The sequence below is a fragment of the Glutamicibacter sp. MOO4 genome (genome assembly GCF_056934395.1).
Window position 1 is genome coordinate 2,186,114 of the sequence record NZ_CM167800.1, and the last position, 24,990, is coordinate 2,211,103.

The window sequence follows — 24,990 nt, forward strand, 5'->3', positions numbered from 1 at the left end:
AGGCAAGAAGAAGTGCCAGCACTGAATTTTCAGTGCTGGCACTTCTTCTTTATGAGACAGTCAGATTGATGCTTACAGGCGAGAGAACTCTGAAGCTCGCGCTACCTGATCATCGGTCAGCGAGTGGCCGGTGTACTTTTCGAACTGTGCTGCGGCCTGGAGTGCAATGACCTCTGCACCAGTAATTACCGGCTTGCCAGCCTTTTGGGCGGCAAGGATCAGTGGTGTCTGGCTCGGGAATGCGACAACATCAAATACGGCTTCGGCAACGTTGATGTGCTCATCGGTGAAGGACTGGGTATCGGCCTGTGCGCCGTCCATGCCCAACGGGGTGACGTTGACGAGAATCTGATGTCCTGGGGCAGGGTCTGCCGCAACGAACTTGTAGCCATACTTCTCAGCCAATTCGGCGCCGGCTTTTTCATTGCGTGCCAGCACGGTGACATCTTCAAAGCCTGCATCGCGGAACGCCGCAACGACGGCCTTAGCCATTCCACCGGAACCGCGGACCAATACGCTGTGGATCTTGTCCAGCTCGTGGCGTGCGATCAACGTTGCGATCGCTTCAAAGTCAGTGTTGGAAGCAACCAAGTGACCATTGGTATTCACGATTGTATTGACCGAATCGATCGCTGCGGCAGACGGTTCAATTTCGTCGACAAGTTTCATCACGTCCTCTTTGAAAGGCATGGAAACGGAGCAGCCACGGATACCCAACGCACGGACACCAGCAATCGCGCCAGCAAGATCATCGGTGGAGAAGGCTTTGTAGATGAAGTTCAGTTCAAGTTCTTCATACAGGTAGTTGTGGAACCGGGTTCCAAGGTTGGATGGTCGACCCGAAAGCGAGATGCATAGGGACATGTCTTTGTTCAAAATTGGCACGTGGAAATCTCCAAAGCTTGTTCGTGGTTCACCACCAAATATACGTGTTTAAGAGCTGATTACCGGCCAAATGCTCGCCGGGCCGAGGCATGGTGAGTGGCTCTTTCCCTGCGTCATCTCATTAGCTAAGCTCTGGTTCTATGAGCAAGGATCTTGAATCGGGACCGTTCTTTCACGGCACCAAAGCAGAGTTGGTACCAGGCGATTAGCCGTCTGCGGGATACCCGTCGAATTACCGGCCAGAAGTCATCATGAACCACGTCTACTTCACCGCGCTGTCTGACGGTGCGGGGCTAGCAGCCGAAATCGCGTCCATAGATGGCGCCCCTCATGTTTACGAGGTTGAACCGACAGGCGAATTTGAGGATGACCCCAATGTCACCGACAAGAAATTCCCGGGTAATCCGACTCGTTCCTACCGCAGTACTCACCCGCTAAAAGTGATCCGCGAAGTGCATGACTTCACCCGGCTCTCCCCCGCGGAACTTCAAGCCTGGCGCGAAAGAATCGCTGCAATAGCGCAAAGCCCCAAGGGCGAAATCATCAACTAATTACGATTCGCATTGGACTTCAAGCGCGGGCTCGTCCGCCCGTTCTATCCGCACATTGTCATATTCAGTGGCAAGCTGCATCGCTTGGTCCATGACTCTTGACAAGGGTTTGTCCGCAGGATTAGATGAGTAATGAATCACATTCAATTTTGCGGACTTCTTTTCCGAGAAGAGGGATAAGCCTTGATCGCCGACTGGCTCTCAACTGGCATCCTGTCTGCCCAACAAACCGCAAAACCTCAAGGCCCTATGGTCGTTCCGCTGACTTACTAGCTCCCAAAAATGAAGCTACTAATCAAGGAATGAACTAATGCGCACACAGAACCCCATTACCTTTGATCGCCACGAAGAAGCCGCTTCTGCAGAGCACATCGCCGCTTCCCTGACCTCAGCCAAACACACCAGTTACTGGCTAGATAATGCCCGACGTCCTGAACCAACACCGGCACTGCACGGATTCATCACCACTGACCTCTTAATTGTCGGAGGCGGATATACCGGTTTGTGGACTGCGTTGCAGGCCAAAGAGCAAGACCCAAACCGTCATGTTGTTCTTATCGAGGGCCAACGCATTGGTTGGGCGGCTTCTGGTCGCAACGGCGGGTTCTGTGAGGCTTCGTTAGTTCACGGCGAAGCAAATGGGGAGAATCATCTGCCCAAAGAAAATGCCTTGCTCAGTGAACTCGGCGCCCAGAACCTCGATGATTTTGAGGCCACTGTTCAGCGTTACGCCATGGACGTTGATTTTGTTCGGCAGGGCTCCCTGAGCGTAGCCACCGAGGCTCATCAGATTGCTTGGGCTGCGGAGGAAGCTGAAGCACCTGGTGTGGATTATCTTGACAAACACCAGGTCAAGAACGTTATCAACTCACCAGATTTCTTGGCGGGGGCGTTAGACCATCAGTCCACCGCTCTGGTGCATCCGGCCAAATTGGCATGGGAGCTTGCCCGAGTATGCCGCGAGCTGGGCGTTGAACTCTACGAAAATACGCAGGCAACTGAACTGGTAGAAATGAACGAGCAGATCAAGGTGCTAACCACCGACGGGCAAATCTTGGCAGACCGTGTAGCACTGGCTACGAATGTTTTCCCTTCATTGATCAAGCGCCACAGAGCCCGAATCGTCCCTGTCTACGACTACGCCCTGATGACTGAACCACTCACCGATGCGCAGCGAGAAGCCATCGGTTGGGAACAGATGGTCGGTTTGGCCGACATGAACAACCGCTTCCACTATTCACGGCCAACCATCGACGCCGACGGGAATTTCCGTATCCTCTACGGCGGCTACGACGCCGTGTATCACTTTGGAGGAAAGGTTCGTTCAAGCTATGACAGCAACCCGGAGACCTTCGAAAAACTAGCTGCTCACTTCTTTGGCAGTTTCCCTGCGTTGAACGGGCTGAAGTTCTCGCATGCTTGGGGCGGCGCCATCGACACCTGCTCACGTTTCTTCTCGTTCTTTGATCTCACACACGGAGGCAAAGTAGCCTACTGCGCCGGCTTCACCGGGCTAGGAGTCGGAGCCACGCGTTTCGGAGCGAAGGTCATGCTGGACTTGCTCGCCGGGGAAAAGACTGAGCTGACCGAGCTGGAGTTAGTGCGCACCAAACCCATCCCGTTCCCACCGGAACCGGCGGCATGGCTGGGCGTGAAACTCATGACCGACCACCTAATTAAAGCGGATCGCAATCAGGGACAACGCTCTGCATTCTTGCGCCTCATGGACAAGATTGGCATGGGATTCGATTCCTAATGACGGAATTTTTCCGTCACTAGACCACCGCACTTTTCATTGATCTCAGTACCCTCCGCAGGAGAATCATCATGGATTACTACACCCCATCATTAGGACATCAGTTCATAAACGGCAAGCAGGTGCGCGGACTGGGACCGGTTCTTCCACGCGTCTCCCCTGCCACCGGGGATAAATTGCTTGACGTTGATACGGCAACTGTTGCTCAGGTTGACCAAGCTGTGCAGGCAGCTGCTGAGGCTTTTAAGTCATGGTCTGCGCTGACGCCGGGTCAACGCTCGGACCATCTTTTGGCTTTTGCTCGAGAGCTTCAATCGCATGAACACGAGCTAGCTGAAGTAGAAACAGCTCAGACTGGCAAGAGCATTCGAATGTCTACCGAGTTTGATGTTCCCGGATCCATCGACAACGTGAACTTCTTCGCCGGTGCGGCGAGGAATCTTCAAGGTTTAGCAGCCGGAGATTATGCAGGAAACACCACGTCAATGATCCGTCGAGAGGCCATTGGCGTGATCGGATCCATTAGCCCCTGGAACTATCCATTACAAATGGCTGCATGGAAGGTGCTTCCGGCCATCGCGGCAGGTAACACCATCGTGCTCAAGCCCAGTGAGCTCACACCTGGCACGTCGATGCTCTTCGCCAAAGCAGCGACTGATGCAGGTCTGCCTGATGGCGTGATCAACGTGGTGGTTGGTGAGGGTCCAAGCGTCGGTTCTACGCTGGTCCGCCACCCATTGGTGAAGATGACTTCCTTCACCGGCTCCACCGCGGTGGGCCTAAAAATCATGTCCATGGCCGCTGAGCTCGCAAATCGAGTGCACCTTGAGCTCGGTGGCAAAGCACCATTTGTTGTGTTTGATGACGCAGACATTGAAGCCGCAGCGCACGGAGCGGTAGCTGGCTCCACGATCAATTCCGGTCAGGACTGTACAGCTGCCACACGTGCTTACGTGCATTCTTCAGTGTTTGAAAAGTTCACCGCACGGGTGGCCCAACTCATGGATGCCATGGTGGTTGGTGATCCCACGGACATAGACACTGACATGGGTTCTTTGATCAGCGAAGCGCACTTGGAAAAGGTGTCTGCGATGGTTGTGCGAGCCGAAGAATCCGGTGCAAAGGTTCTGGCCGGCGGGCGCCGCGAGGAACGTCCAGGCTTCTATTACCGTCCAACACTGATCGTTGGGGCGACTCAGGATTCTGAAATAGTCCAGCAAGAGGTCTTCGGTCCGGTGCTCGTTGCCTTGCCATTCGAGTCTGATGACGAAGCAATTGAACTGGCCAATGACACCCCGTATGGCTTGGCCGCCAGCGCCTGGACCAAAAATGTTGACCGCGCGATGCGGGCCAGCGCCCAGATCCAGGCTGGATGTGTTTGGATCAACGAACACATCCTGATCGTTTCGGATATGCCCCACGGTGGTTACAAAGCCTCAGGGATGGGCAAAGATATGAGCCAGTATTCCTTTGACGAATACACAAACGTCAAACACGTGATGTTCTCACGTGATCCTGCGGCCCATCGCGCATGGCAGGATACTGTTTTTAAGCAGCGCTAGTCGGAGACTAGAGGCTAGCTAACAGCTGGTTCAGCTTCTGCGTTGCCATTCCAGGTTCGGTGGTAGCGAAGAAGTACTGGGCCAGCTGTTTTTGCTGTCCGGCCACGCCTGTTGCGGCCAATCGCGCCACCCGGTCAGCCAAACCATTGGCGTTGCCCAGCCGTTGCTCTAGTGGCAGGCCGTCACCGAGTTTGCTTGGACGGTCGGAGGCCAGCAGCAACGGGATGTTCAGTGCCACCGCGTCGTAGGCCATGGCAGACGTGTCACAGATGGCAACGTCGGCCCACACCAGAGACTGCGAGGCATCGCTGACTGGATCCAGGGTTGAACTGAAATTGGCTTTGAGCGCGGTGACTGCCTTTGCAGCCTCGGCAGACTTGTCACCGGTTTTTGGGTGCGGTCGGAAGCGCACCTCAAAGCGGTCGTCCGTAACCAGCTGAGCGAGAATTCGTTCACCGAGTTTTGCTAGAGAGGAGTAGGCCATCGCTTCTGAATCGCCCTCCCACGTTGGCGCATAGAGCACCCGGATCTTCTGTGAAGGCCCTTCCTGCTCCAAGGCATCAAGCTGAGGCCGACCAATCTGGATCAGATGTGATGGATCAAAACGTGCAATGTTCTCGGTGATGCGCTCGACTGCGGCCGGACCGGCGACACAGGCGAAGTCATAGGCTTTGAGCTGATTGGAGACCATCGAGGCCTTTTCACTCTCACCATGGTTTAGGTGGATATGCGCCGGGCCGTTAACACGCAGCATTGTGAAGTTGCGCTGCGCGTTGTTCACGTAGCTGATCGACTTGGTTCCCCAGCCTCGAAGCTTTGATTCGATCTGTTCCATTGAGCGGGTGAAGAGCAACGGTACGGTGGTCTCGCTCAGTGCGCGTTTGGCGCTCAGAGAATCCATGAGCACCAAACCGACGCTCAGGCCGTCTTCGACCAAACGCTCAAAGGTCCCCAGCCAGGCACCTAGTTGGTAGAACTGGCCCGGTCCCTCAGCGAAGAAGAGGACGTGATCGGCTTGTTGTATTTCCCGATTTCCTTGGGCTATTTCAGCGCGTACAGATCGCTCTGCGAGCAGAGACTTTGCCTTACCTGCCGCTTGAGAAATTTGAGAAGAAATCAATGCCATATAAGTAGTCTACGTATGACCTAGCCGTTGATCGCGGAAGACAAGTTCGAAATGTTGGAATTCATCCACTCAAGATAACTGGAATCATTCAGGATGGTCTCTGCGAAGTCGACGACAGGAACCTTACCACTTTCCGCGTCCTTCTGGAGTACCTTGGTTTCGTTGCCTTCAGTTTGGACGTTGTATGCCAAGGCATCAACCTGAGCACCGTCCAGCTGGTCTTGCGCCTTCTTCAGGGTCATCGGCGCGATGCCCTCGCCTTCTTCAATGGCTTCACTCAAACCATCGGGCGTGGCGTTGACCATTCCGGCATCTTCCAAAAGATGGAAGGGAACCGGTTCAGTCATAATGAACGTCTTGCCGGTCAGCTTCGCGTCGCCGAGCTGGGTCTGAAGCTTTTTGATTCCTTCTTTAAAGGTCTGCGCATTTTTCGTGTACTCCTGCGCGTTAGCTTCATCAGCTTCACCGAAATCATCGGCCAGCTCGTCAGCTAGTGCGCTCATCGAGTCCAGGTCGTACCAGATGTGCTCGTTGTATGCGGCATGCTCATGGGATTCTTCACCCTCATGCTCCGCATGCTCTTCTTCGCTTTCGCCTTCATGCTCTTTGGCAATAGGTGAGCTGTCCACGGCGTGAATCAGCTGAACTCCGCCAGCTTGTTCGCTCGGTAGGGACTGAACCAACGAATCCATAAACTGGTCGTACCCGCCGCCATTGGCTACAACAATCGAAGCTTCAGACACGGTGAGCTTGTCACGGGTGGTGGGCTCGTAAGAGTGAGGATCCTGCGCGCCGGAGGTAATAAGCTCGCTGACTTTGACCTTGTCGCCACCAATAGCGCGAGCGATCTGCCCGTACACATTGGTCGTTGCCACGACGTTCAGTGAAGAGGTACCAGCATTCGATGCTTCACTGCTGGTATTGCTGCATCCAGTCAGGATCAGTCCTGCGACTGGCAATGCGGCAGCGGCTGCAAGCAAAGAGCGATACTTCTTCATTCAAGATCTCCATCTAAACAAGGTTGCTATTGAGAACAATTCTACATTACTTTTGAGAACCGTTCGCACCTAGGCGTCGGTTTGAGTAGCAAATAGTGCTCTCTTGCCGTGCGCTCCGCCGGTGCCAGTAGCTTTTACCACCATCACCGCGACGGCAGTAGTCACTGGAATTGCCAGTACTAATCCAATAGAACCAATAAGGATGCGAATTACTTCCTCAGCCATCTCCCCCGAGGTCAGTGTCACACCAAAACCTTGGTTGCTCAGGGCTGCAATGGCCAGAATCGGCAGTGCGGCGCCTGCGTAGGCGAAAGCAATGGTGTAAACGGTCGAGGCAATATGGTCTCGACCAATACGCATTCCACGGAAGAATAATTCTTTGGCACTCGCCCTAGGAGAGGTTTCGGCCAGTTCCCATACGGTAGCGGACTGCGTAATAGTGACATCGTTGAGCACGCCCATGCCGCCAACCAAAACACCACAGATCAATAGACCCGGCAACGAGATCTGCGGAGCCACGGTAGATAGCGTGATTGCCGATTCACCGTTGGCCCCCGTCAGGGCTGCCGCGTCGGTCAGCCATAACACCATGCCGGCCGTAACGCCGAGGCCGAAGAGAGTTCCCAATAGGGCCGTTGAGGTTTTGGCATTCAGTCCGTGAGCAAAATAGAGCGCGACAAACATGATGGCCGTGGCACCGGTCAAACCAACTAATACCGGATTTCCGCCTTCGATAAGCGCCGGAACCATAAAGAAGATCATGAAGGCAATGCCACCGATCAGACCGATAACCGCTCTGGCTCCGCGCCATCCAGCGACCAGCACGACAACCACTCCATAGGCAATCGCCAAGAGAGCCATCGGCAAGGTGCGAACGAAATCGACAAAGACGTACGGGCTTCCGCTGGTCGTATCAACCTTGGACAGGTCAAGATAGCGCAGGTTATCCCCCGGACGCGCATCCCGGGATTGCAACATCTCGGCCGGGATCTCCAGCTGAATTTCGGCGCCACCAGAATCTGGCATGACGTAGGTGACGTTGCAATCTAGAACCTTGCCACCGACGTCTTCCAAGCCTTTGGAAGAGGGGCATTGCTCTGTTCCACTACGCATGACGGTACCGGTGGCCATCGTGGCGCCACCTGCGGTATCCATGTTGCCGTCCAGTGCAAACTTGTCGTAATTTCCTTGTGGCCACAGAATGAGGACCATCACCAGGGCGAGCGCACCTATGGGCGCAAGTAGTGCCCACAAGATAATCGAGGCACGGCGGCGTCGCTTAGGATCTTGCAATATCGGTTCGTCATGATGGTGGCCCACGCGGCGTCGCTCCAAGTCAGTTAATGCGAATCATTCGCTACAAGTGTATGGGTATTGTGCCGAACACCTAAGGATGACAAATAAATCCTCCGCAAGGTTCATGCCGTCAACGCAGATCAGGGAGAGAATTGAGCTATGAGCTCGCCCTTGCCACCTCCCGCCACTATGCCTATGACTAGTGGGGAACAAAGTTATCCATTCCACCGTTTGATGCGCCGTAGCCACAACTACCGCTGGTGGAGGCCTATAGCCTTTGCGGGAACGGGTACTGGATTCTATGTAGCCCTACTCATCATGGTGATGTTGGTGGTATTTGTTGCCATGCTGGTCAACCCCGCAACATGGGCCACAGATGCTGGCGCCGGCACTAGCGACGAAACGTTATTCGCTGATGCGCAGCTCGATATGACGTCACCGTTAGATTTTTCTATGACGATGGTTTCATTGATCGTCATGATTCCGGCCGTGTATTTGGCCTATCTCTTGCTTGGTTCTAAACCTGTCGGTCAACTGTTTTCCGTAGCTGGAAAAATGCGCTGGCGCTGGTTCGGTCTGGCACTGGGCACGAGCGCCATCTTGTTCGCCGTTTATTTCGCCTTGAGCTTTGGCTTTTCTGGCCTAAGCACCGAGGACTCCGGACAACTAGCCCCGTATGACGTGCCGGCCGATCCGCTCTTCTTTGCCATCTTGGTCCTTCTACTTACTCCGCTTCAATGTGCTGCCGAGGAACTGGTATTCCGTGGAGCGCTGATGCAGGTTGTGGGCAGTTGGCTCAAACATCCGCTGTTTGCGATTCTTTTGCCTGTACCGCTGTTTACCTTCGGGCACCTTTACGATGTCTACGGATTATTGGACGTTGCCGCTTTTGCTGTGGCAGCTGGTTATCTCACCTGGCGAACCGGTGGGCTGGAAGCGGCGATGGCTATGCACATCATCAACAACACGTTCTTGTTCATGCTTGGTGCGCTGGGCCAAATTGATCTGAATGAGGAGTCCTCGGATGGAACATCACTAATCATCTCGGTGCTCTTCATGGCCGTGCTCACCGCGGTACTAACCAAGCTGGCCGACAAGAAAGACATTCAACGCACTGCTGGAGCACTTCCACCTCCACCCCAACTTCCGGTACTTCAGCCATGGTCAGCTCCTCAGCAAATGCCGTACCCTAACCAGGCCTACTGGGCTCCGCCGGTTGAACCTTGGCAACATAACGCTCAGCAGAACCATCCGCAGGGCAACTATCCACCGCCACCACCGCCTATGCTCCACGATCCAAATCAGCTGGGCCCTGGTTCTCAGCCTCCTAGCGGCTCACCTCAGGTTGGCCCAACACCGGGCGAACCGACGCACAACGATCCGCAGCAACACGACCAGGACTAATTAACTGTCGGTGTAGGTAACGATTCGGTGGGCTAGAAAGTGTCGAACACTAAAATTGGGTTCTTGCCACGAAGATCATCTTCGTAGCAAGAACCCAATTGTTGTTTTGGTGACTGTTTAGGATTTTGCCCAACGCAGCAGGGCGGCGATTCCGGCACCATCAGGGATTAGCGAATCAGGAACGTAACGGATTGTCGCATCCGTTAGTGCCGTGGCACGCAACAGCACTTCCGGTGCAGGCCATTCACCAGCAACCAACTCGGCGTGGTCATCGCCTTCCTGGTGAGCAATCCACGGTTCAGCACTTAGTGCCCGTAGGGTGTGCTCGTCCTGATACTGTCCGACCAGCACGGTATCTGCCTGAGCCGATTGCAGAGCCGTGACAACCTCATCAAGTCCAACTGCTAACAAGGCTCGTCCATTGCCGGACTGCGCGGAGACCTTGGCCTCCAGATCCGCAAGATCCTTGGACTTCACGTCATCAATCAGTTTGGAGATCTGGGCATCTACTTGTTTGGAGTCGGCGCCACCGGTTCGGGTATGCGAATCAATGACTTCAACATAGTCACGTAGGGCAACCGGTAGCTGAGCGATAACGGCTTCGCGCGCCTTGATGTCACCAGAAGCCACGATCAATCGCACGTAGTTCTCGGCAAACATGTTTCTGATCAGCTCAGCGACTTCGTCAGCATTGCGGCGAACCATTTCGTCGGCTGCGGACTGCGCCTTGGGTTGGTCATATTCGCCGGGCACTTTTCGGGCGTGATGGATTTCTTCAGGCAGTCCGACGATACCTTGGCTAGCAATGCGCTCCGGAGAGGCAGTGTTATACAGATGAACCTCGCCGCCATCTTTTCCGACCTCAGCGACGAGGTAAGAGAAAGACCCCCCGCGGGCACGGGCGATGGCTGTGAAATTCGGGAACGGTCCTACGTCAACTGAAGGAGAGGAGACCTTGAGACCCGGAATGATTTCGTTAAGAACTACTTCGCCATCATGAACTGCGACGAACCGTGCAACTGGTGCACGTAGCCCACTTGCTGGTTCCAATACGCCAATGAGCGCTTGTACATCTTGAGGCTGAGCCTGCTGGGACTTAAGCAGTTTTGCGACCTCGTCTGGAAGTCGATCAGCGGCTTCCTGTGCTCCAGTTGTCCCCAACGAAGCATCAACGAGAGCTGTGCTCCAAGAACCATTCCTTCGATAGAGCGAAGCGTCGATTCCATTAGAATCCGCGCGTAGTGCCATGCTGACTCCCTTCCGCACGCGACTCCTGGCCGCGTTGCGACTAGATCCGTGGGACTAACCTAACATCACTATTCAACGGCTGGAAGAGGTAACCAGAAACTAACTGAGGATTCGGAAGAATTCAGCATGGCAACGCCTTTTACCAGCGGCCGCGCCAGTACTGAGGTGGGTGAGATTTCTGCGCACCTAGCTGCTGAGCGGCATGGTTTGGCCACTGCGGATTGCCTAAGGCGGCTCGGGCGATGCTAACCCCGTCAGCCTGACCGGTCACCACAATATGTTCTGCTTGAGTCGGATCAGTGATGACACCAACGGCCGTCACAAACGCGTCCTCTGGCAATGCTTGTTTCACCGCTTGAGCCAGCGGCACCTGGTATCCGGGACCCGTAGGACCGGCGAAAGCACCGATACCTGCGCTGGACAGATCGAAGGCCCGCACGCCAAGGTCATACATTTGCTTGGCAAGCTTCACGGTATCGGCGATGCGCCAGCCCTCTTCAACCCAGTCTTCACCCGAGAAGCGAATGCCTAGGGCCTTATCCGCTGGCCATACGGCGGTGATGGCTTCAACAACTTCTCGTAGGTAACGGGTACGGTTTTCGTAACTTCCGCCGTACTCATCGGTACGCTCATTGGATAGTGGCGAGAGGAACTGGTGGATCAGGTAACCGTGGGCCGCGTGAATCTGAATCAGGTCGAATCCGGCCTCGTCAGCACGTTGTGCTGCGTCTGCCCAATCTTGGACTGAGGCTGCGATTTGTTCGGTGCTCATGGCGGTTGCCGGCTTCAGCCCAAATACGTCCGAGGATGAGGAACTGAAAGTTTCCCAGCCACCGTCTTCGTCACTGATGCTGCCGAGCTTTCCGGCATCTTCCAGTTCCTTTAACCATCCATAGGTCGAAGCTTTAGCGCCAGCGTGCGCAAGCTGAACGCCTACGGCTGCGCCATGGGAACGAACGTATTGCGTAATGGGCTTCCAGGCTTCAACCTGCTCCTCATTCCACAGCCCGGCATCACGGTCAGAGATGCGCCCTTCAGCTGCCACTGCGGTAGCTTCGGAAATCACCAACGAGAAACCGCCGTGTGCCATCGAGCCAAGGTGAGCTAGTTGCCACGTGGTTGGAACACCGTCACGCTTATCGATTGCATACTGACACATGGGCGGCAGAACAACACGGTTGCGTAGCTGCAGACCGTTTCCACTCTTGGTTGGGATGGTCACTGGTGAGAATAGTTTGCTTTGAGGCATACATAGTGAGACGTTGTGAAAGGCCGTTTTATTCCGTGGGCGATTCTTTCGCGGTGCCCCAGTGTCGGGAGCAGGAGTATGCCTTGGACCTGCCTGCCTCTTCGCTCAGACGCTGCATTCCAATGGCTTGGACTTCGTATCAATCCCACGCTTCCACCCTCGACAAATAGTGGAAAAGTCTACTTATTTCTCGTCCGCACTGGCACCGAACAGAGAATCGACAAGAATTCATAATACCTACTCAAAGTGCTAATGACGAAATAGACGTATGGCATCTAGGGGATAAATCATTCAGTATCTGACAAGCGATAGAAATCAGGACTAAGACAGTGAATCCGTGCATTAAAGTGCTTCGGGAGGCCGGATTACCCGACCTCCCGAAACCAAAAATCAGCTAGTGATTAGCATTCAACCACGTTAACGGCCAAGCCGCCCATGGCCGTCTCCTTGTACTTATCACTCATGTCCTTGCCCGTTTCACGCATCGTGATGATCACTTCATCAAGGGTGACGTGGTGCTCACCGTCGCCCATCAGCGCCATCTTCGCTGCGTTAACAGCCTTGGACGCGGCAATCGCATTGCGTTCAATACAAGGGATCTGCACCAAACCACCAATTGGGTCACACGTCAGTCCAAGATTGTGCTCCATCGCAATTTCAGCAGCGTTTTCCACCTGCTTTGGAGTACCACCCAAAATTTCGGCAAGGCCAGCTGCCGCCATCGACGACGCCGAACCAACCTCACCCTGACAACCAACCTCTGCACCAGAGATCGAAGCCTGTTCCTTATAAAGCACACCAACAGCACCAGCGGTCAGCAAGAAGTTCACAACTGCATCGTTCTTCTCTTCATCGTTCCAGTACTTAGCGCCCGGAGCGTAGTGAGTGGCATAGAAGAGCACCGCCGGAATGATGCCAGCAGCACCATTAGTCGGCGCCGTAACAACACGACCGCCGGAAGCATTTTCCTCATTAACCGCCAAGGCCACAAGGTTGATCCATTCCTGCCAATACACAGGATCACGGTCCTTGTCTTCCTTACGCAAACGCTCATGCCATTCTGGTGCACGACGACGAACTTTGAGCCCACCGGGCAGCACGCCGGTACGCTCCAAGGCAGAGTCCTTGCACTCTTCCATCACCGCGTAAATGTGGATCAGGCCCGAACGAATTTCTTCACGGCTGCGGTAGGTCAGCTCATTGGCCATCATGATTTCGGCAATGGACTTGCCGGTGTCCTTCACATGTTCCAACAACTGTGCCGCGGTGGTGAATGGATAAGGCTGTTTCTGCAGCTTTTCCTCAAGGTTCTTTTCGATGCGCTCTTCGGAACCTTCGCGCACGATGAAACCACCACCAACGGAGAAGAAGGTTTCATTGACCAGCTCGTTACCCTGGGCATCGAGGGCCACAAACTTCACACCATTGGTGTGGCGAGGCAAAACGGTCAGCGGGTGCTGAACCATGTCCCCCACCGTGTACTTCAAATCTTTGCGCTGATCTAGCTGAGCAGCTAGCTGCAAAATGCCAGTTTCTTCCATCTGCGCCAGTCGCTCATCAACTTGGGCAGGAAGCACCTTTTCAGGCTCAAAACCTTCAAGTCCCAACATGATGGCGGTGAATGTTCCGTGCCCACGACCGGTAGCGGCCAGTGACCCATAGACATCAACCCGGATAGTCTCCAGGGCTGCTATCTTCTCTTCACGGATTACTTGGGCAATGAATGCGTGTGCCGCACGCATTGGCCCCACGGTGTGGCTGGAGGACGGTCCAATACCAACCGAGAAAAGATCGAATACGCTTACCGCCATGGCGGGTCACATCCTTAGAACTTGGGCATTCCGATAGCTAACTGCCGGAAAGATGAAGGGGTGCGCAAGAGGTCATCCTTGCAACGGGACATCCACACAGTTATGGGTGGACAAATGTGGAGGAAAAACTGCGGGCCCGAAAAGCGAATGTTTCCGCCTTCCGGGCCCTCATCAATAGCTGATGATGTTACTCGGAAACCTTAGCAAGCTCCGGATACAGCGGGTGAGACTCGGCCAGCTTCAGAACTCGGTCCTTCAGCTCTGGCAAAACTGCAGTATTACCATCGGCACCGGCGATCAGTGTCTGCGCGATGATCTCCGCGACCTCAGCAAATGCAGCTTCCGAGAAGCCACGGGTTGCCAGTGCTGGAGTACCAATGCGCAAGCCCGAAGTGGTCATTGGCGGACGTGGATCAAATGGAACCGCGTTGCGGTTAACCGTGATCTCCACCTGTGCCAAAAGATCTTCTGCCTGCTGTCCGTCAAGCTCCGAGTTACGAAGGTCAACGAGCACCAGATGCACATCGGTGCCACCGGTCAAAACGCTGATGCCCTTGGCAGCAACATCTTCCTGGGTCAGACGCTCAGCAAGAATGCGCGAACCAGCCAAGGTACGCTGCTGGCGTTCCTTGAACTCTTCGGAAGCTGCAATCTTGAAAGCTACAGCCTTACCAGCGATGACGTGCTCCAGTGGACCACCCTGCTGGCCTGGGAAGACTGCAGAGTTAATCTTCTTGGCAATATCCGCGTCGTTGGACAGAATGATGCCACCACGAGGACCGGCAAGGGTCTTGTGGGTGGTGGAGGTAACCACGTGGGCGTAAGGCACAGGCGATGGGTGCAGACCAGCTGCAACCAGACCTGCAAAGTGAGCCATATCCACGAACAGGTAAGCGCCGACCTTGTCAGCGATTTCGCGGAAGCGCTTGAAGTCCAGCTGACGTGGGTAAGCGGACCAACCAGCAACGATCATCTTTGGCTGGTTCTCCACGGCAAGGCGCTCAACTTCGTCCATGTCCACCAGGTTGGTCTCTTCATTTACACCGTAAGGAACGATGTTGAATAGACGACCGGAGAAGTTGATCTTCATGCCGTGGGTCAGGTGACCACCATGCGCCAGGTTCAAACCCAGTACGGTGTCGCCTGGGCGAACCAGTGCGTGGTAAACCGAAGCGTTAGCCTGAGCACCGGAGTGTGGCTGAACGTTGGCGTACTCGGCACCAAAAAGAGCCTTGAGGCGATCGATGGCCAGCGTCTCAATGACGTCAACCTCTTCGCAACCACCGTAGTAGCGGCGTCCCGGGTAACCTTCGGCGTACTTGTTGGTTAGCACCGAACCCTGAGCCTGCATAACAGCCTGGGCGGTGTGGTTCTCCGAAGCGATCATTTCCAGGCCACGCTGCTGGCGAGCTAGCTCGGCGTCGATGCGCTGTGCTACCTCAGGATCCAGAGTTGCTAGGGACTGGGTCAGCGATGCGGGTGCCAGAGATTCAAAATTCTGGTTGCTCATTACTGGACATCTCCACCGTTCGCGCTTGCGTAGTCTGCTGCCGAAAGTAGCGGACCTTCTTCGGCGACCTCTACGGTGAACAGCCAGCCGGCACCATATGGGTCTTCGTTCAAGATTCCCGGGTTTTCTACAGCCTCGTCGTTGATCGCAACTACGGTGCCGGTAACAGGCGAGAACAGGTCGGAAACCGACTTGGTGGACTCAACTTCACCACAGGTTTCACCTGCGCTGACCGAATCGCCAACCTCTGGCAGGTCTACGTAGACAACGTCGCCCAGGGCGTCAGCAGCGATCTGGGTGATGCCGACCTTGGCTGGGGACGATGCATCGATCCACTCATGTTCTGCCGAGTAGCGTAATGACGAAAGAACTTTACTCACGGTATTTCCTCTCCCAAGGGAATAAGCGGGCGTATGGCTAGGCCCTACTGATGTTTAACGTTACTTGGCTCGCGTGTAGAACGGCAGTTCGACGACGACAAATGGCAAAGTCTTACCTCGCAGATCGACCTCTAGCTCGGTGCCAACTTCACTGTATTGCGCATCCACATACCCCAGGGCTACCGGGTAGCCGAGGGTCGGAGATGGCTGTCCTGAGGTGATTTCACCAACAGTAGCGCCGTCCTTAACGATGGCGTAGCCACCGCGTCCGGCGCGCTTGCCCAGACCCTTCAGACCGACCAGCTTGCGTGCTGGAGTCTGCTCTCGCAGGGCTTCAAGAGCCTTTCGGCCCACAAAGTCTTCTTCCTTCTTGAAGGAGACTACAGGGCCAAATCCCGCATCAAATGGGGTGCGTTCTAGGCTTAGCTCGTTGCCGTACAACGGCATGCCAGCTTCCAGACGCAGCGAGTCACGTGCGGCAAGGCCACACGGAACCAACTCGTGATCCGCACCAATTGTGACAATTTTTTCCCACAGCTCGGCCGCTTGATCATTGTTGATGATCAATTCGAAGCCATCCTCGCCGGTGTATCCTGTGCGCGCAACCAGAACGTCAAGACCGCCGAGCACCAGATAAACCGCTGCGTAATATTTCAACTCTGTGACGGAGTCAACGGTGCTTTGGTCAGCTGCCAGCTTGGAGACGATGTCCTGCGCGTTCGGTCCCTGCACTGCAATCAGCGACTGACGCTCCGAAGCGTTATCGACCTGGACATCAAATTTAGCTGCACGCTCTGCAAGGGCTGCGGCTACCACCACAGCGTTGCCAGCGTTAGGAACCACAAGGAATTTTTCTTCTTCAAGGCGGTACACGATCAAGTCATCAATGATCTTGCCGTCATCATTGAGGATCAGCGAGTACTTGGCCTTGCCCACCTTCATGATGCCAAAGTTGCCTGCCAGCGCGGTGTTCAGCGCGGTGACCGCTTCCGGTCCAGCCAGGTACACCTCGCCCATATGGGACAGGTCAAAAAGCCCAGCAGTGGAACGAACAGCCTTGTGCTCGGCCAATTCTGAACCGTACTTCAGTGGCATATCCCAGCCGCCGAAGTCAGTGAAGTTTGCGCCCAGCTCTTTGTGCTGTTCATAGAGGGCGGTGCGTTTTAGTTCGTGGGTAGTCTCAGTCATCGTGAAATCCTCTTAGTCTTCAAAGGCTTCAGGAGCCGGGCAGGAGCAGATCAGGTTACGGTCGCCGGAAGCACCATCAATACGGCCAACAGCCGGGAAGTACTTGTCGAACTTCAGACGCGATACCGGGAACGCAGCCTGCTCTACCGAGTACTTGCGGTCCCAGTTGCTGTTGACCACGGCGGTAACGGTGTGTGGAGCGTGGCGCAGTGGCGACTGTTCAATGGTGTAAACGCCCGAGAGCACTTCTTCCATTTCCTGACGGATGGTGATCATCGCTTCGATGAAGCGCTCAATCTCGCCCAAGTCCTCAGACTCGGTTGGTTCCACCATCAGGGTGCCTGCTACTGGGAAGGACAAGGTTGGTGCGTGGAAGCCGAAGTCGATCAGGCGCTTGGCCACATCTTCTGCGGTCACCCCAGTCTTGGCGGTCAATTCGCGCAGGTCAAGGATGCACTCGTGGGCAACCAATTCCTTGTTACCGGTAAACAGTACTGGGAAGTGCTCGTTCAGACGCTTGGCAATGTAGTTGGCGTTCAAAATTGCATGCTTGGTAGCTTCGGTCAGACCGTCGCCGCCCATCATCGCAATGTAAGCCCAAGAGATTGGCAGTACGCCGGCCGAACCGAAAGCGGTAGCAACCACTGGCACACCGTCACGTTCGGTGTAGGTGCCCGAAGCGTCGCCTGGCAGGAATGGCAAGAGGTGCTCGCCTACGCCGATTGGGCCAACGCCTGGGCCGCCACCACCGTGAGGGATGCAGAAGGTCTTGTGCAGGTTAAGGTGCGAAACGTCGCCACCGAAGGAACCTGGCTGTGCCAGACCAACCAGTGCGTTCATGTTGGCACCGTCGATGTATACCTGGCCGCCGGCGGCGTGGATCTTGTCGCACACTTCGCGTACGTCAGCGTCGTACACACCGTGAGTGGATGGGTAGGTGATCATGATCGCAGCCAACACGTCCTTGTTGGCTTCGATCTTGGCATCCAGGTCATTGGAATCGATGGTGCCATCGGCAGCAGTCTTTACAACGACAACCTTCATGCCAGCCAGTACCGCGGAAGCCGCGTTGGTGCCGTGAGCCGAGGCTGGGATCAGGCAGACATTTCGCTGACCCTCGCCGCGTGATGCGTGGTAGTCCGAGATGGCTAGCAGGCCCGCGTATTCACCCTGGGAACCAGCGTTTGGCTGGATGGAGACGCCAGCGTAACCGGTGATCGCGGTCAGTCGACCTTCAAGGTCGGTGATCAGTTCACGCCAACCTTCGGTCTGCTCTGCCGGCGCGTAAGGGTGGATGGAAGCGAACTCTGGCCAGGTGATGGATTCCATTTCGGCAGCCGAGTTCAGCTTCATGGTGCACGAGCCCAATGGGATCATGGTGCGGTCCAGTGCCAGGTCGCGGTCCGAGAGACGACGCAGGTAACGCATCATCTGGGTCTCGGAAGAGATGGTGTTGAAGATCGGGTGGGTCAGGTAGTCGCTGGTGCGAACCTGCGACTCTGGGATCTCAAAGCCTTCTGGAGCCGAAAGCTCTACGCCGAAGACCTCAAGAAGGGATTTGACGATGCTTGAGGTGGTGGCCTCATCGGTGGAGATACCAACCTGGGTGTCGTTGACCTTGCGCAGGTTGATGCCCGCGGTGATCGCCTTGGAGATGATTTCCTCGGCGTTCTTCACGTTCACCACAACGGTGTCGAAGAAGGTATCGGATGCGAGGGTGAAGCCGCCTGCTACCAGCGAGGTGGCAATCACGCGAGCGTGGTTGTTGGCGCGGGTTGCGATCTGCTTCAAACCGGCTGGACCGTGGTACACCGCGTACATCGAGGCACAAATGGCCAACAATGCCTGAGCGGTACAGATGTTGGAGGTCGCCTTCTCGCGGCGGATGTGCTGCTCGCGAGTCTGCAGTGCCAGACGGTAGGCAGGAACGCCAGCGTCATCAACCGAGACACCAACCAAGCGCCCTGGCATCGAGCGGGTCAGACCATCGGCAACGGCCATGTAGGCCGCGTGTGGACCACCGAAGAACAGTGGAACACCAAAACGCTGGGTGTTGCCCACAGCGATATCGGCGCCTTGTTCACCCGGAGGGGTGATCATGGTCAAAGCCAAAAGGTCAGCAATGACGGTGACCATTGCGCCGGCGTCCTTGGCGGCTGCGATGATGCTTGCGTGTTCTGCGATGGAGCCGTTGTTACCTGGCTGCTGCAATACGATGCCGGAGATGTCGCCTTCTGGCAGGCCTGCGGAGAGGTCAGCAACTTCAACTTCGAAGCCCAGTGCGTCGGCACGGCCCTGCACAACCTTGATGGTCTGCGGGAAGATGTTGGAGTCCAGGACGGTCTTGCCCTTGGCCTTCTTCTTGTTAGCACGGCGCATCATCAGCACGGCTTCTGCGGCGGCCGAAGATTCGTCCAGCAAAGAAGCGTTGGCGATTGGCAGACCGGTCAGATCCATCACCATGGTCTGGAAGTTCAGTAGGGCTTCGAGGCGGCCCTGGGAGATTTCTGGCTGGTACGGGGTGTAAGCGGTGTACCAGGCTGGGTTTTCGACAATGTTGCGTCGAATCACCGCTGGGGTGAGGGTGTCGTAGAAGCCCTGACCAATCATCTGGGTCTTCATGACGTTTTTGGAGGCTACCGCACGCAGGTGGGCCAGCGCTTCGGTTTCACTTAGTGCTGCTGGAATATCCAGTGCGGCACCTTGTCGGATATCTGCGGGAACTGCGGTATCAATCAGTGATTCTAGGCTGTCGTAGCCAAGAGTCTGAAGCATGGTGGCGACGTCAGAAGGACGCGGGCCGATGTGGCGAGTAACGAATTCACTGTTCGTAGAAGCCGAAGTCTGCGTGATGGTCATGGTGCTGGAGTCTCCACGGGATCTGTCTTGGCGCATGCCAAAGGAAGGACGCTTTGCCTCCCCATCCCTGTTGCACTACCTGAGAGTTTTACGTGTTCGGCCAACAAAGCCGAGCACTTGCACCTTCGGTGAACCGGATCTGGCCGGCTACTTTCCAGAGTTGCCTCGTGATGGCGGTACGGGGGCCTGAGAGTTTCCTGGGGAGGAATTGCTCCTACGGCGCCCGTCCATGGTGTGAACGGGACTCTCCCGCCATCCGTCTATGGCGTGTGCTGCTGATCTTAGATCTGCAGCACACAACCATGTTACCTGCCTCGCGCTTTAGGTCAAAGAGTCGCGCTGCGTTGAACTGTCACAAAAGTTTTACTTCGTGACCGCCGTGAGTTGAACGTACTGCGGATACCTTGCTGACAAGGAATCACCCGAGGATGTGCCCGAGAGCCTGCGCCTAACCCAAGGAACCAAATGTTCGGTAGCCCAACCCAATTCTTGCTTCAGCTTTTCGCCGCGAGAGTTCACCGCGTGATCCGGCAGAACCGGAGCCTGAAGTTTATCTGCCCAGTTTTCGTCGGTGACCTGGTGTCGTCCAAGAACGTCAAGAACCCTCGCGGCCATCAGTGCATGTCCCAGCTCGTTCATGTGCAGGCGATCTACAGACCAATAACGCAAGTCTGAGAATTCGCGCCAACGCCAGTAGTCCGCAATGACCGCGCCGTACTTATCGGCAATCTCGCGAATTTTCTCGTTATAGATCGCAGTACGCGGACGGGTCTTGGAGAACAAGGGAGATTCGACAGTGTCAAAACCGGTGAAGAGTACAACGGTGCTTCCGGCCTCGGTGAAGCGTCGGACCATCCCTTCATAACCACGCATCAGCGCATCAAGATCTGCTCTGGGGCGCAAGATGTCGTTTCCGCCGGCGTAGATGCTCACCAGATCTGGCTTCATGGACAGGCCTTGGTCCAGTTGCTGGTTGATGACCTGACCGATTTTCTTTCCGCGTACCGCGAGGTTGGCGTATTCCCAGTCGCCCTGCGCGCTGAGCACTTCAGCGACTCGGTCGGCCCATCCGCGCACCTGGTTAGGTCGATTCGAATCTACGTCGCCGACGCCTTCGGTGAACGAATCACCCAATGCCAAATACTTCTTCACTTCAATCTCACTTTTGTATCTGCTAAATTTTTCTGTTCACTGCCAAGGTTCAGTTTGCCAAGGTTCAGTTTGATTTAGCCTTGGCGTTCTTGGCGAGGATCAGCTGGCGCGCCAGCTGACTGAGCTTGACCCCGGTAGATGTGTCTTTGGGTCCTTCGTTGCGTGAGGGAATGAAGCCAAAGCCGAGCTGGTAGGCAGGGTCGGCAAAGGCCAAAGATGAGTTAGCTCCGTCGTGACCGTAGGCGAAGATGGAGCCGTAATTATTGCGGGCGGTAGCCTTCATGAATCCCAAGGCAAAAGCCTGCAACAAACCGTTGCTTCGATCCAGTCCGTAAACCAGTTCGGTGGAGACCTGTGACCAGGTGTCCGCGCTGAGGAATCCTTGCATCGCGCCGAGGGATGGAACGGCGCCGAAGGATGCGGCATAGATTCCGGCCAGGCCTTGAGCGTTGGCTACCGCACCCATGGACGCCGGACCGATCTGACGTACCTGGGCTGAGTTGGCCAGCTCATGCCAGTTGTAAACCGGACCGTCTGCCAAGGCGAATCCGGAGGCGGAGTTTACCGCCAGGCCAGCTGGCGAGAAGGGATCAAAAAATTCGCTTGGCGCTTCAACGCCAGCTAAGACATCTCGGTAGCGTGATTCCAGCGACGGGTCTTGTCCGATATAAACGTCTGCCGACAGAGGTTTACGGATGCGCTCTTCAAAAACATCTTTAAGCTCTTTGCCGGCGACGCGGCGAACCAGTTCTTCCATCAGTACGCCCATGGTGATGGCGTGATATCCAACGATGTTCTGACCCAGCGGCCAGATGCTTGGCATGGACGCCAGAACCTTGGCATATTCAGCCGAGTTCAGTAGGACTTCACTTGGTACACCGCCGGGAACACCAAGAACGCCAGCCTGGTGACTGAGCACCTCGCCAACGGTGAGCTTATTCTTTCCACCGGCGCCAAATTCTGGCCAGTAGGTGGTCATTGGGGCAGCTGGATCAATCAGGCCATCTTGGACGAGTAAGGCGATGACCAGTGCGCCCATGCCTTTGGTACACGAGAAGACACAGGTCAGTGCATCCGCCGCTAAATGCTCACCGACGCTGTGGCTGAGCACGAGTTCACCCCGGTGATAAACAGCGAGCTGTGCCGAGTAGTTTTCTTCTTCAGCAGCTCGTGCTTCCAGAGCTTGAGCCAAAGGTGCGAAATCTTCGCTAATCACCGAGTCCATCTACGTCCTTAAAGTGCTTGTCGCTTTTCAACTAACCCTAGTCGGATCCAGCGCAATTCTCACTTGGCTCGCCAACATGCTACTAAGATCCCATCCGTATGTCAGGTCACAGCTAGAGGGGCGTAGTACCGCTTATCGTCATTTTGCAACCTTTGGACTCGTGATACTGTGAGCCAACTCAGAAGACGGTTTGCCGACTATGGGTGCAACAACTAAATTTGTCATGCTTGCCACCTACTACTGAAGGAGATGATCTCGATCGCATGACTGTGAATAGTGACACGCCAGTACCCCAGGGCCAGGATACAGAACTCAAGCGGGTGATCGGCCCCAAGCTGCTGCTATTCCTCATCATGGGCGATATCATCGGCGCAGGCATTTTTGCCATCACCGGTAAGGTTGCTGGCCAAGTGGGTGGCGCGGCCTGGTTGCCGTTCCTCGTTGCTTTTGCCATCGCAACTTTGACCGCTTTTAGCTACCTCGAACTGGTCACCAAGTACCCACACGCCGCTGGCGCGGCTCTGTACGTGCACAAAGCTTTTGGCATCCATTTTGTCACTTTCATCGTGGCTTTCACCGTGGCCTGTTCAGGCATTACTAGTGCCGCGACCTCAGCAACCTTGGTTGGTCAGAACCTTCTGATCGGTTTTGGCCAGTTCATTGATGGTGTCCCCACCACGCCACAAGCGGGCATGTGGGCTGCCATTGCCATCATCGTGATCCTTGCGCTGATCAACTTGCGAGGTGTGGGTGAGAGCGTCAGGTTCAACCTCGTCTTGACCATTATTTCGCTGGCCATCATGGCAGTGATCATCGGCATCGGCTTCTCTGTTATTGCGTCCGGTCAGGGTGATATCAGCCGTCTTGTAGTCTTCGAGACCCCGTCGGACCGCAGTCTTTTTGCCGCGGTAACCATGGGTACCGCCATCGCCTTCTTCGCCATGGTTGGTTTTGAAGACTCGGTGAACTTGGTGGAAGAAACCAAGAACCCAAACAAGGTATTCCCGAAGATCATGTTTATTGGTCTGGGTTTGTGTGCAGTGATCTACATGCTCGTGGCAGTTACCGTGATCATGGTGATCCCTACCGGCGACTTGCTGAACCCGAAGAATCCAGATGCCGGTATCTTGCTGGACGTGGTGCGCCTGGGCGCCCCGAACATTCCGGTGGACGCTATCTTCCCGTTCTTGACCGTTTTTGCCGTGGTCAACACCGCGCTGATGAACATGCTGATGGCAAGCCGATTGCTCTACGGCATGGCCCGTCAAGGCGTGCTCCCGCAGTTCTTGGGCAAGGTGCACTCCACCCGCCGCTCCCCTTGGGTAGCCATCTTGTTCAGCACCGCGCTGGCCATTGCTTTGGTGGCTTACGTCAACTTGGATAGCGAGAACGGCATTGTTGGCTCGCTGGGTGGAACCACAGCACTGCTGTTGCTCTGCGTCTTCGCCGTAGTTAATGTTTCATTGCTGGTCTTGCGCCGCGAAAAGGCACCGGAAGATGCCTTCCGTACCCCGACCGTCATCCCGATTCTCGGCGTAGCCTTCTGCCTGTTCCTCGCCGGCCCGTGGGCCCGTTCGCGCGAGGACTGGGTGCAGTACGAAATTGCCGGCCTATTGCTGGTTATTGGCGTACTGCTCTGGGCAGTGACCTGGCTGGTCAACCGCATCAATTACAAAAAGGGCATTATCGAAACCCGCCCCGGGCACTACGAATAAATAGCATCGGGTACAGCTGTGGTCCACCGAGAATTTTTCTCGGTGGACCACAGTTCTTTAAGCCTCTAATCTCGCACTGGCCGCTATGCGGACTGCTCGATAGTTTCCTGACGGAAGCGAAGCTTCCAGCCCTGTTCGCCTAGTTGCCACCAGGAGGAGACCACCAAAACTTCAGAGTCGCTTGGCTTCATTCGGTAGGCCAGCAACACCATTTCTTCACTGATCTGTCGGGTGGCCAGAACCTGCATCTGCCCCGTGGTGGGCAGGGAGGATCCGGAACTCAACAGGGTGCCGATGGTTGCTACATCCAGTAGCCCACCGTGGCGGGTCACCTCTTGGTAGCTGGGGTGCAAGAAGTCGGCGATCTCAGTAAAGCTGGTGCGGATTTGTGGGTCGAGGAATCCTTGCTCCAGCTCATAAACCGTCGCGGCAAAGTCCCCGGATGTTGACACTAGCGCAGATACCTGTGCGGGTTGTTCGGCTTCGTGAGCTGGCTCAACTGGCTCTGCCGGCGCGGACGTAGTGGAAGCACTTGCCGCGGCTGGCGCTTGTGCGCTTCCCACGATGTAACCGGGGCCAGCGTCAGGGGAAGTTCCCCTTTGATGAGCGGTGGCCGCTGCGCGAGCACGTTCGTCGGCAGCCTCGTTCAGGTCATGCCCGGCATGACCCTTGACCCATTCAAAGGTGTACTTGCGGCCGACAATGGCCGAATCAAGTTCTTTGAGGATGTCTTGGTTCAACACCTGTTTGCCATCGGCTTTTTTCCAGCCGCGCTTCTTCCAGCCCGGCATCCATTTGCTGATGCAATTGATGGCGTACTGCGAATCACAGAGGATCTTTAGCTCTTCATCAGGCAGGTGTGCGGTGGCCCGGAAGAGTTCAAGGACTGCTTGCAGCTCCCCCATATTGTTTGTTCCGTGGTCCCAACCACCGGCCGCCCAATTATTGTCATCCACGTACCAGGCCCAACCGGCCGGCCCTGGGTTACCTAGGGCGGATCCATCTGCAGCTGCAATGATCGTCATGCTTTAATCCTGCCACGCCTGATGCCTGCCTCTGACCTACCTATCGGGCC

At 55.5% G+C, this 24,990-nt stretch carries 18 protein-coding genes, 1 pseudogene and 1 riboswitch; of the genes and pseudogenes, 5 read left to right on the plus strand and 14 right to left on the minus strand.

Annotated elements, in window-relative coordinates:
• Positions 1-72: 72 nt before the first annotated feature.
• Positions 73-885, minus strand: a complete 813-nt coding sequence (locus AC1Z3F_RS10220) for a shikimate 5-dehydrogenase (protein ID WP_131088997.1) — start codon at positions 883-885, stop codon at positions 73-75.
• A 140-nt stretch (positions 886-1,025) separates the two neighbouring features.
• Between AC1Z3F_RS10220 and arr the strand changes: the two are divergent.
• From arr to AC1Z3F_RS10235, 3 genes and pseudogenes are all read left to right on the plus strand, one after another.
• A pseudogene (gene arr / locus AC1Z3F_RS10225) lies at positions 1,026-1,436 on the plus strand (NAD(+)--rifampin ADP-ribosyltransferase).
• 310 nt (positions 1,437-1,746) lie between these two features.
• Positions 1,747-3,192 carry an NAD(P)/FAD-dependent oxidoreductase gene (locus AC1Z3F_RS10230; RefSeq protein ID WP_131088998.1) on the plus strand — a complete coding sequence of 482 codons (1,446 nt, stop codon included), beginning with the start codon at positions 1,747-1,749 and terminating at the stop codon, positions 3,190-3,192.
• A gap of 71 nt (positions 3,193-3,263) precedes the next feature.
• The gene (locus tag AC1Z3F_RS10235; RefSeq protein WP_483565648.1) at positions 3,264-4,754 is read left to right on the plus strand and encodes a gamma-aminobutyraldehyde dehydrogenase; all 1,491 of its coding nucleotides are present in this window, start codon (positions 3,264-3,266) and stop codon (positions 4,752-4,754) included.
• Positions 4,755-4,761: 7 nt separating this feature from the next.
• Here AC1Z3F_RS10235 and AC1Z3F_RS10240 read toward each other — a convergent pair whose 3' ends face one another.
• From AC1Z3F_RS10240 to AC1Z3F_RS10250, 3 genes are all read right to left on the minus strand, one after another.
• Positions 4,762-5,880: a CDP-glycerol glycerophosphotransferase family protein gene (locus AC1Z3F_RS10240; protein ID WP_131089000.1), complete on the minus strand. Its 1,119-nt coding sequence runs from the start codon at positions 5,878-5,880 to the stop codon at positions 4,762-4,764.
• A 20-nt stretch (positions 5,881-5,900) separates the two neighbouring features.
• Positions 5,901-6,878, minus strand: coding sequence for a metal ABC transporter solute-binding protein, Zn/Mn family (locus AC1Z3F_RS10245; RefSeq protein WP_131089001.1), 978 nt, complete (start codon positions 6,876-6,878; stop codon positions 5,901-5,903).
• Between the two features lie 69 nt (positions 6,879-6,947).
• Positions 6,948-8,198: a YibE/F family protein gene (locus AC1Z3F_RS10250; protein ID WP_131089002.1), complete on the minus strand. Its 1,251-nt coding sequence runs from the start codon at positions 8,196-8,198 to the stop codon at positions 6,948-6,950.
• A 135-nt stretch (positions 8,199-8,333) separates the two neighbouring features.
• Here AC1Z3F_RS10250 and AC1Z3F_RS10255 point away from each other — a divergent pair, with 135 nt between their 5' ends.
• Positions 8,334-9,578, plus strand: a complete 1,245-nt coding sequence (locus tag AC1Z3F_RS10255; RefSeq protein ID WP_131089003.1) for a CPBP family intramembrane glutamic endopeptidase — start codon at positions 8,334-8,336, stop codon at positions 9,576-9,578.
• 117 nt (positions 9,579-9,695) lie between these two features.
• On the opposite strand, the gene AC1Z3F_RS10260 is transcribed toward AC1Z3F_RS10255, so the two are convergent.
• The 9 genes from AC1Z3F_RS10260 to AC1Z3F_RS10300 all read right to left on the minus strand — a co-directional run bounded on the left by AC1Z3F_RS10260 (position 9,696) and on the right by AC1Z3F_RS10300 (position 22,200).
• On the minus strand, positions 9,696-10,826 hold the full coding sequence (locus AC1Z3F_RS10260) for a baeRF2 domain-containing protein (RefSeq protein WP_483565649.1): 1,131 nt from the start codon (positions 10,824-10,826) through the stop codon (positions 9,696-9,698).
• Between the two features lie 139 nt (positions 10,827-10,965).
• Positions 10,966-12,075 (minus strand): NADH:flavin oxidoreductase/NADH oxidase, encoded by a 1,110-nt coding sequence (locus tag AC1Z3F_RS10265; RefSeq protein ID WP_131089004.1) that lies wholly within the window; start codon positions 12,073-12,075, stop codon positions 10,966-10,968.
• A gap of 401 nt (positions 12,076-12,476) precedes the next feature.
• Positions 12,477-13,886 (minus strand): L-serine ammonia-lyase, encoded by a 1,410-nt coding sequence (locus tag AC1Z3F_RS10270; RefSeq protein WP_131089005.1) that lies wholly within the window; start codon positions 13,884-13,886, stop codon positions 12,477-12,479.
• Between the two features lie 187 nt (positions 13,887-14,073).
• Positions 14,074-15,396 (minus strand): serine hydroxymethyltransferase, encoded by a 1,323-nt coding sequence (glyA, locus tag AC1Z3F_RS10275; RefSeq protein WP_262199454.1) that lies wholly within the window; start codon positions 15,394-15,396, stop codon positions 14,074-14,076.
• Positions 15,396-15,776: a glycine cleavage system protein GcvH gene (gcvH, locus tag AC1Z3F_RS10280; protein ID WP_483565650.1), complete on the minus strand. Its 381-nt coding sequence runs from the start codon at positions 15,774-15,776 to the stop codon at positions 15,396-15,398. The genes glyA and gcvH overlap by 1 nt, the downstream gene beginning before the upstream one ends.
• 60 nt (positions 15,777-15,836) lie before the next feature.
• Entirely contained in the window at positions 15,837-16,964 is a 1,128-nt protein-coding gene (gene gcvT, locus AC1Z3F_RS10285) for a glycine cleavage system aminomethyltransferase GcvT (protein WP_131089008.1), read from the minus strand.
• 12 nt (positions 16,965-16,976) lie between these two features.
• The gene (gene gcvP, locus AC1Z3F_RS10290; RefSeq protein ID WP_483565651.1) at positions 16,977-19,823 is read right to left on the minus strand and encodes an aminomethyl-transferring glycine dehydrogenase; all 2,847 of its coding nucleotides are present in this window, start codon (positions 19,821-19,823) and stop codon (positions 16,977-16,979) included.
• 164 nt (positions 19,824-19,987) lie between these two features.
• A riboswitch (glycine riboswitch) is annotated at positions 19,988-20,085 on the minus strand.
• Positions 20,086-20,186: 101 nt separating this feature from the next.
• Positions 20,187-20,975, minus strand: coding sequence for an SGNH/GDSL hydrolase family protein (locus AC1Z3F_RS10295; RefSeq protein WP_315973786.1), 789 nt, complete (start codon positions 20,973-20,975; stop codon positions 20,187-20,189).
• A gap of 64 nt (positions 20,976-21,039) precedes the next feature.
• Positions 21,040-22,200: a serine hydrolase domain-containing protein gene (locus AC1Z3F_RS10300; RefSeq protein ID WP_131089009.1), complete on the minus strand. Its 1,161-nt coding sequence runs from the start codon at positions 22,198-22,200 to the stop codon at positions 21,040-21,042.
• Positions 22,201-22,463: 263 nt separating this feature from the next.
• Here AC1Z3F_RS10300 and AC1Z3F_RS10305 point away from each other — a divergent pair, with 263 nt between their 5' ends.
• A complete protein-coding gene (locus AC1Z3F_RS10305; RefSeq protein ID WP_131089010.1) occupies positions 22,464-23,915 on the plus strand; it encodes an APC family permease in 1,452 nt (483 codons plus the stop codon).
• Between the two features lie 83 nt (positions 23,916-23,998).
• On the opposite strand, the gene AC1Z3F_RS10310 is transcribed toward AC1Z3F_RS10305, so the two are convergent.
• On the minus strand, positions 23,999-24,940 hold the full coding sequence (locus tag AC1Z3F_RS10310) for an RNase H family protein (protein WP_131089011.1): 942 nt from the start codon (positions 24,938-24,940) through the stop codon (positions 23,999-24,001).
• Between the last annotated feature and the right edge of the window lie 50 nt (positions 24,941-24,990).

Excerpts from the sequence above, each read along its gene's own strand:
- gcvP (WP_483565651.1), bottom strand. The coding sequence starts at position 19,823 with ATGACCATCACGCAGACTTCGGCTTCTACGAACAGTGAATTCGTTACT.
- AC1Z3F_RS10230 (WP_131088998.1), top strand. The coding sequence starts at position 1,747 with ATGCGCACACAGAACCCCATTACCTTTGATCGCCACGAAGAAGCCGCT.
- AC1Z3F_RS10265 (WP_131089004.1), bottom strand. The coding sequence starts at position 12,075 with ATGCCTCAAAGCAAACTATTCTCACCAGTGACCATCCCAACCAAGAGT.
- AC1Z3F_RS10245 (WP_131089001.1), bottom strand. The coding sequence starts at position 6,878 with ATGAAGAAGTATCGCTCTTTGCTTGCAGCCGCTGCCGCATTGCCAGTC.
- AC1Z3F_RS10255 (WP_131089003.1), top strand. The coding sequence starts at position 8,334 with ATGAGCTCGCCCTTGCCACCTCCCGCCACTATGCCTATGACTAGTGGG.
- gcvT (WP_131089008.1), bottom strand. The coding sequence starts at position 16,964 with ATGACTGAGACTACCCACGAACTAAAACGCACCGCCCTCTATGAACAG.
- AC1Z3F_RS10240 (WP_131089000.1), bottom strand. The coding sequence starts at position 5,880 with ATGGCATTGATTTCTTCTCAAATTTCTCAAGCGGCAGGTAAGGCAAAG.
- AC1Z3F_RS10300 (WP_131089009.1), bottom strand. The coding sequence starts at position 22,200 with ATGGACTCGGTGATTAGCGAAGATTTCGCACCTTTGGCTCAAGCTCTG.
- AC1Z3F_RS10235 (WP_483565648.1), top strand. The coding sequence starts at position 3,264 with ATGGATTACTACACCCCATCATTAGGACATCAGTTCATAAACGGCAAG.
- AC1Z3F_RS10260 (WP_483565649.1), bottom strand. The coding sequence starts at position 10,826 with ATGGCACTACGCGCGGATTCTAATGGAATCGACGCTTCGCTCTATCGA.
- AC1Z3F_RS10270 (WP_131089005.1), bottom strand. The coding sequence starts at position 13,886 with ATGGCGGTAAGCGTATTCGATCTTTTCTCGGTTGGTATTGGACCGTCC.
- glyA (WP_262199454.1), bottom strand. The coding sequence starts at position 15,396 with ATGAGCAACCAGAATTTTGAATCTCTGGCACCCGCATCGCTGACCCAG.
- AC1Z3F_RS10305 (WP_131089010.1), top strand. The coding sequence starts at position 22,464 with ATGACTGTGAATAGTGACACGCCAGTACCCCAGGGCCAGGATACAGAA.
- AC1Z3F_RS10310 (WP_131089011.1), bottom strand. The coding sequence starts at position 24,940 with ATGACGATCATTGCAGCTGCAGATGGATCCGCCCTAGGTAACCCAGGG.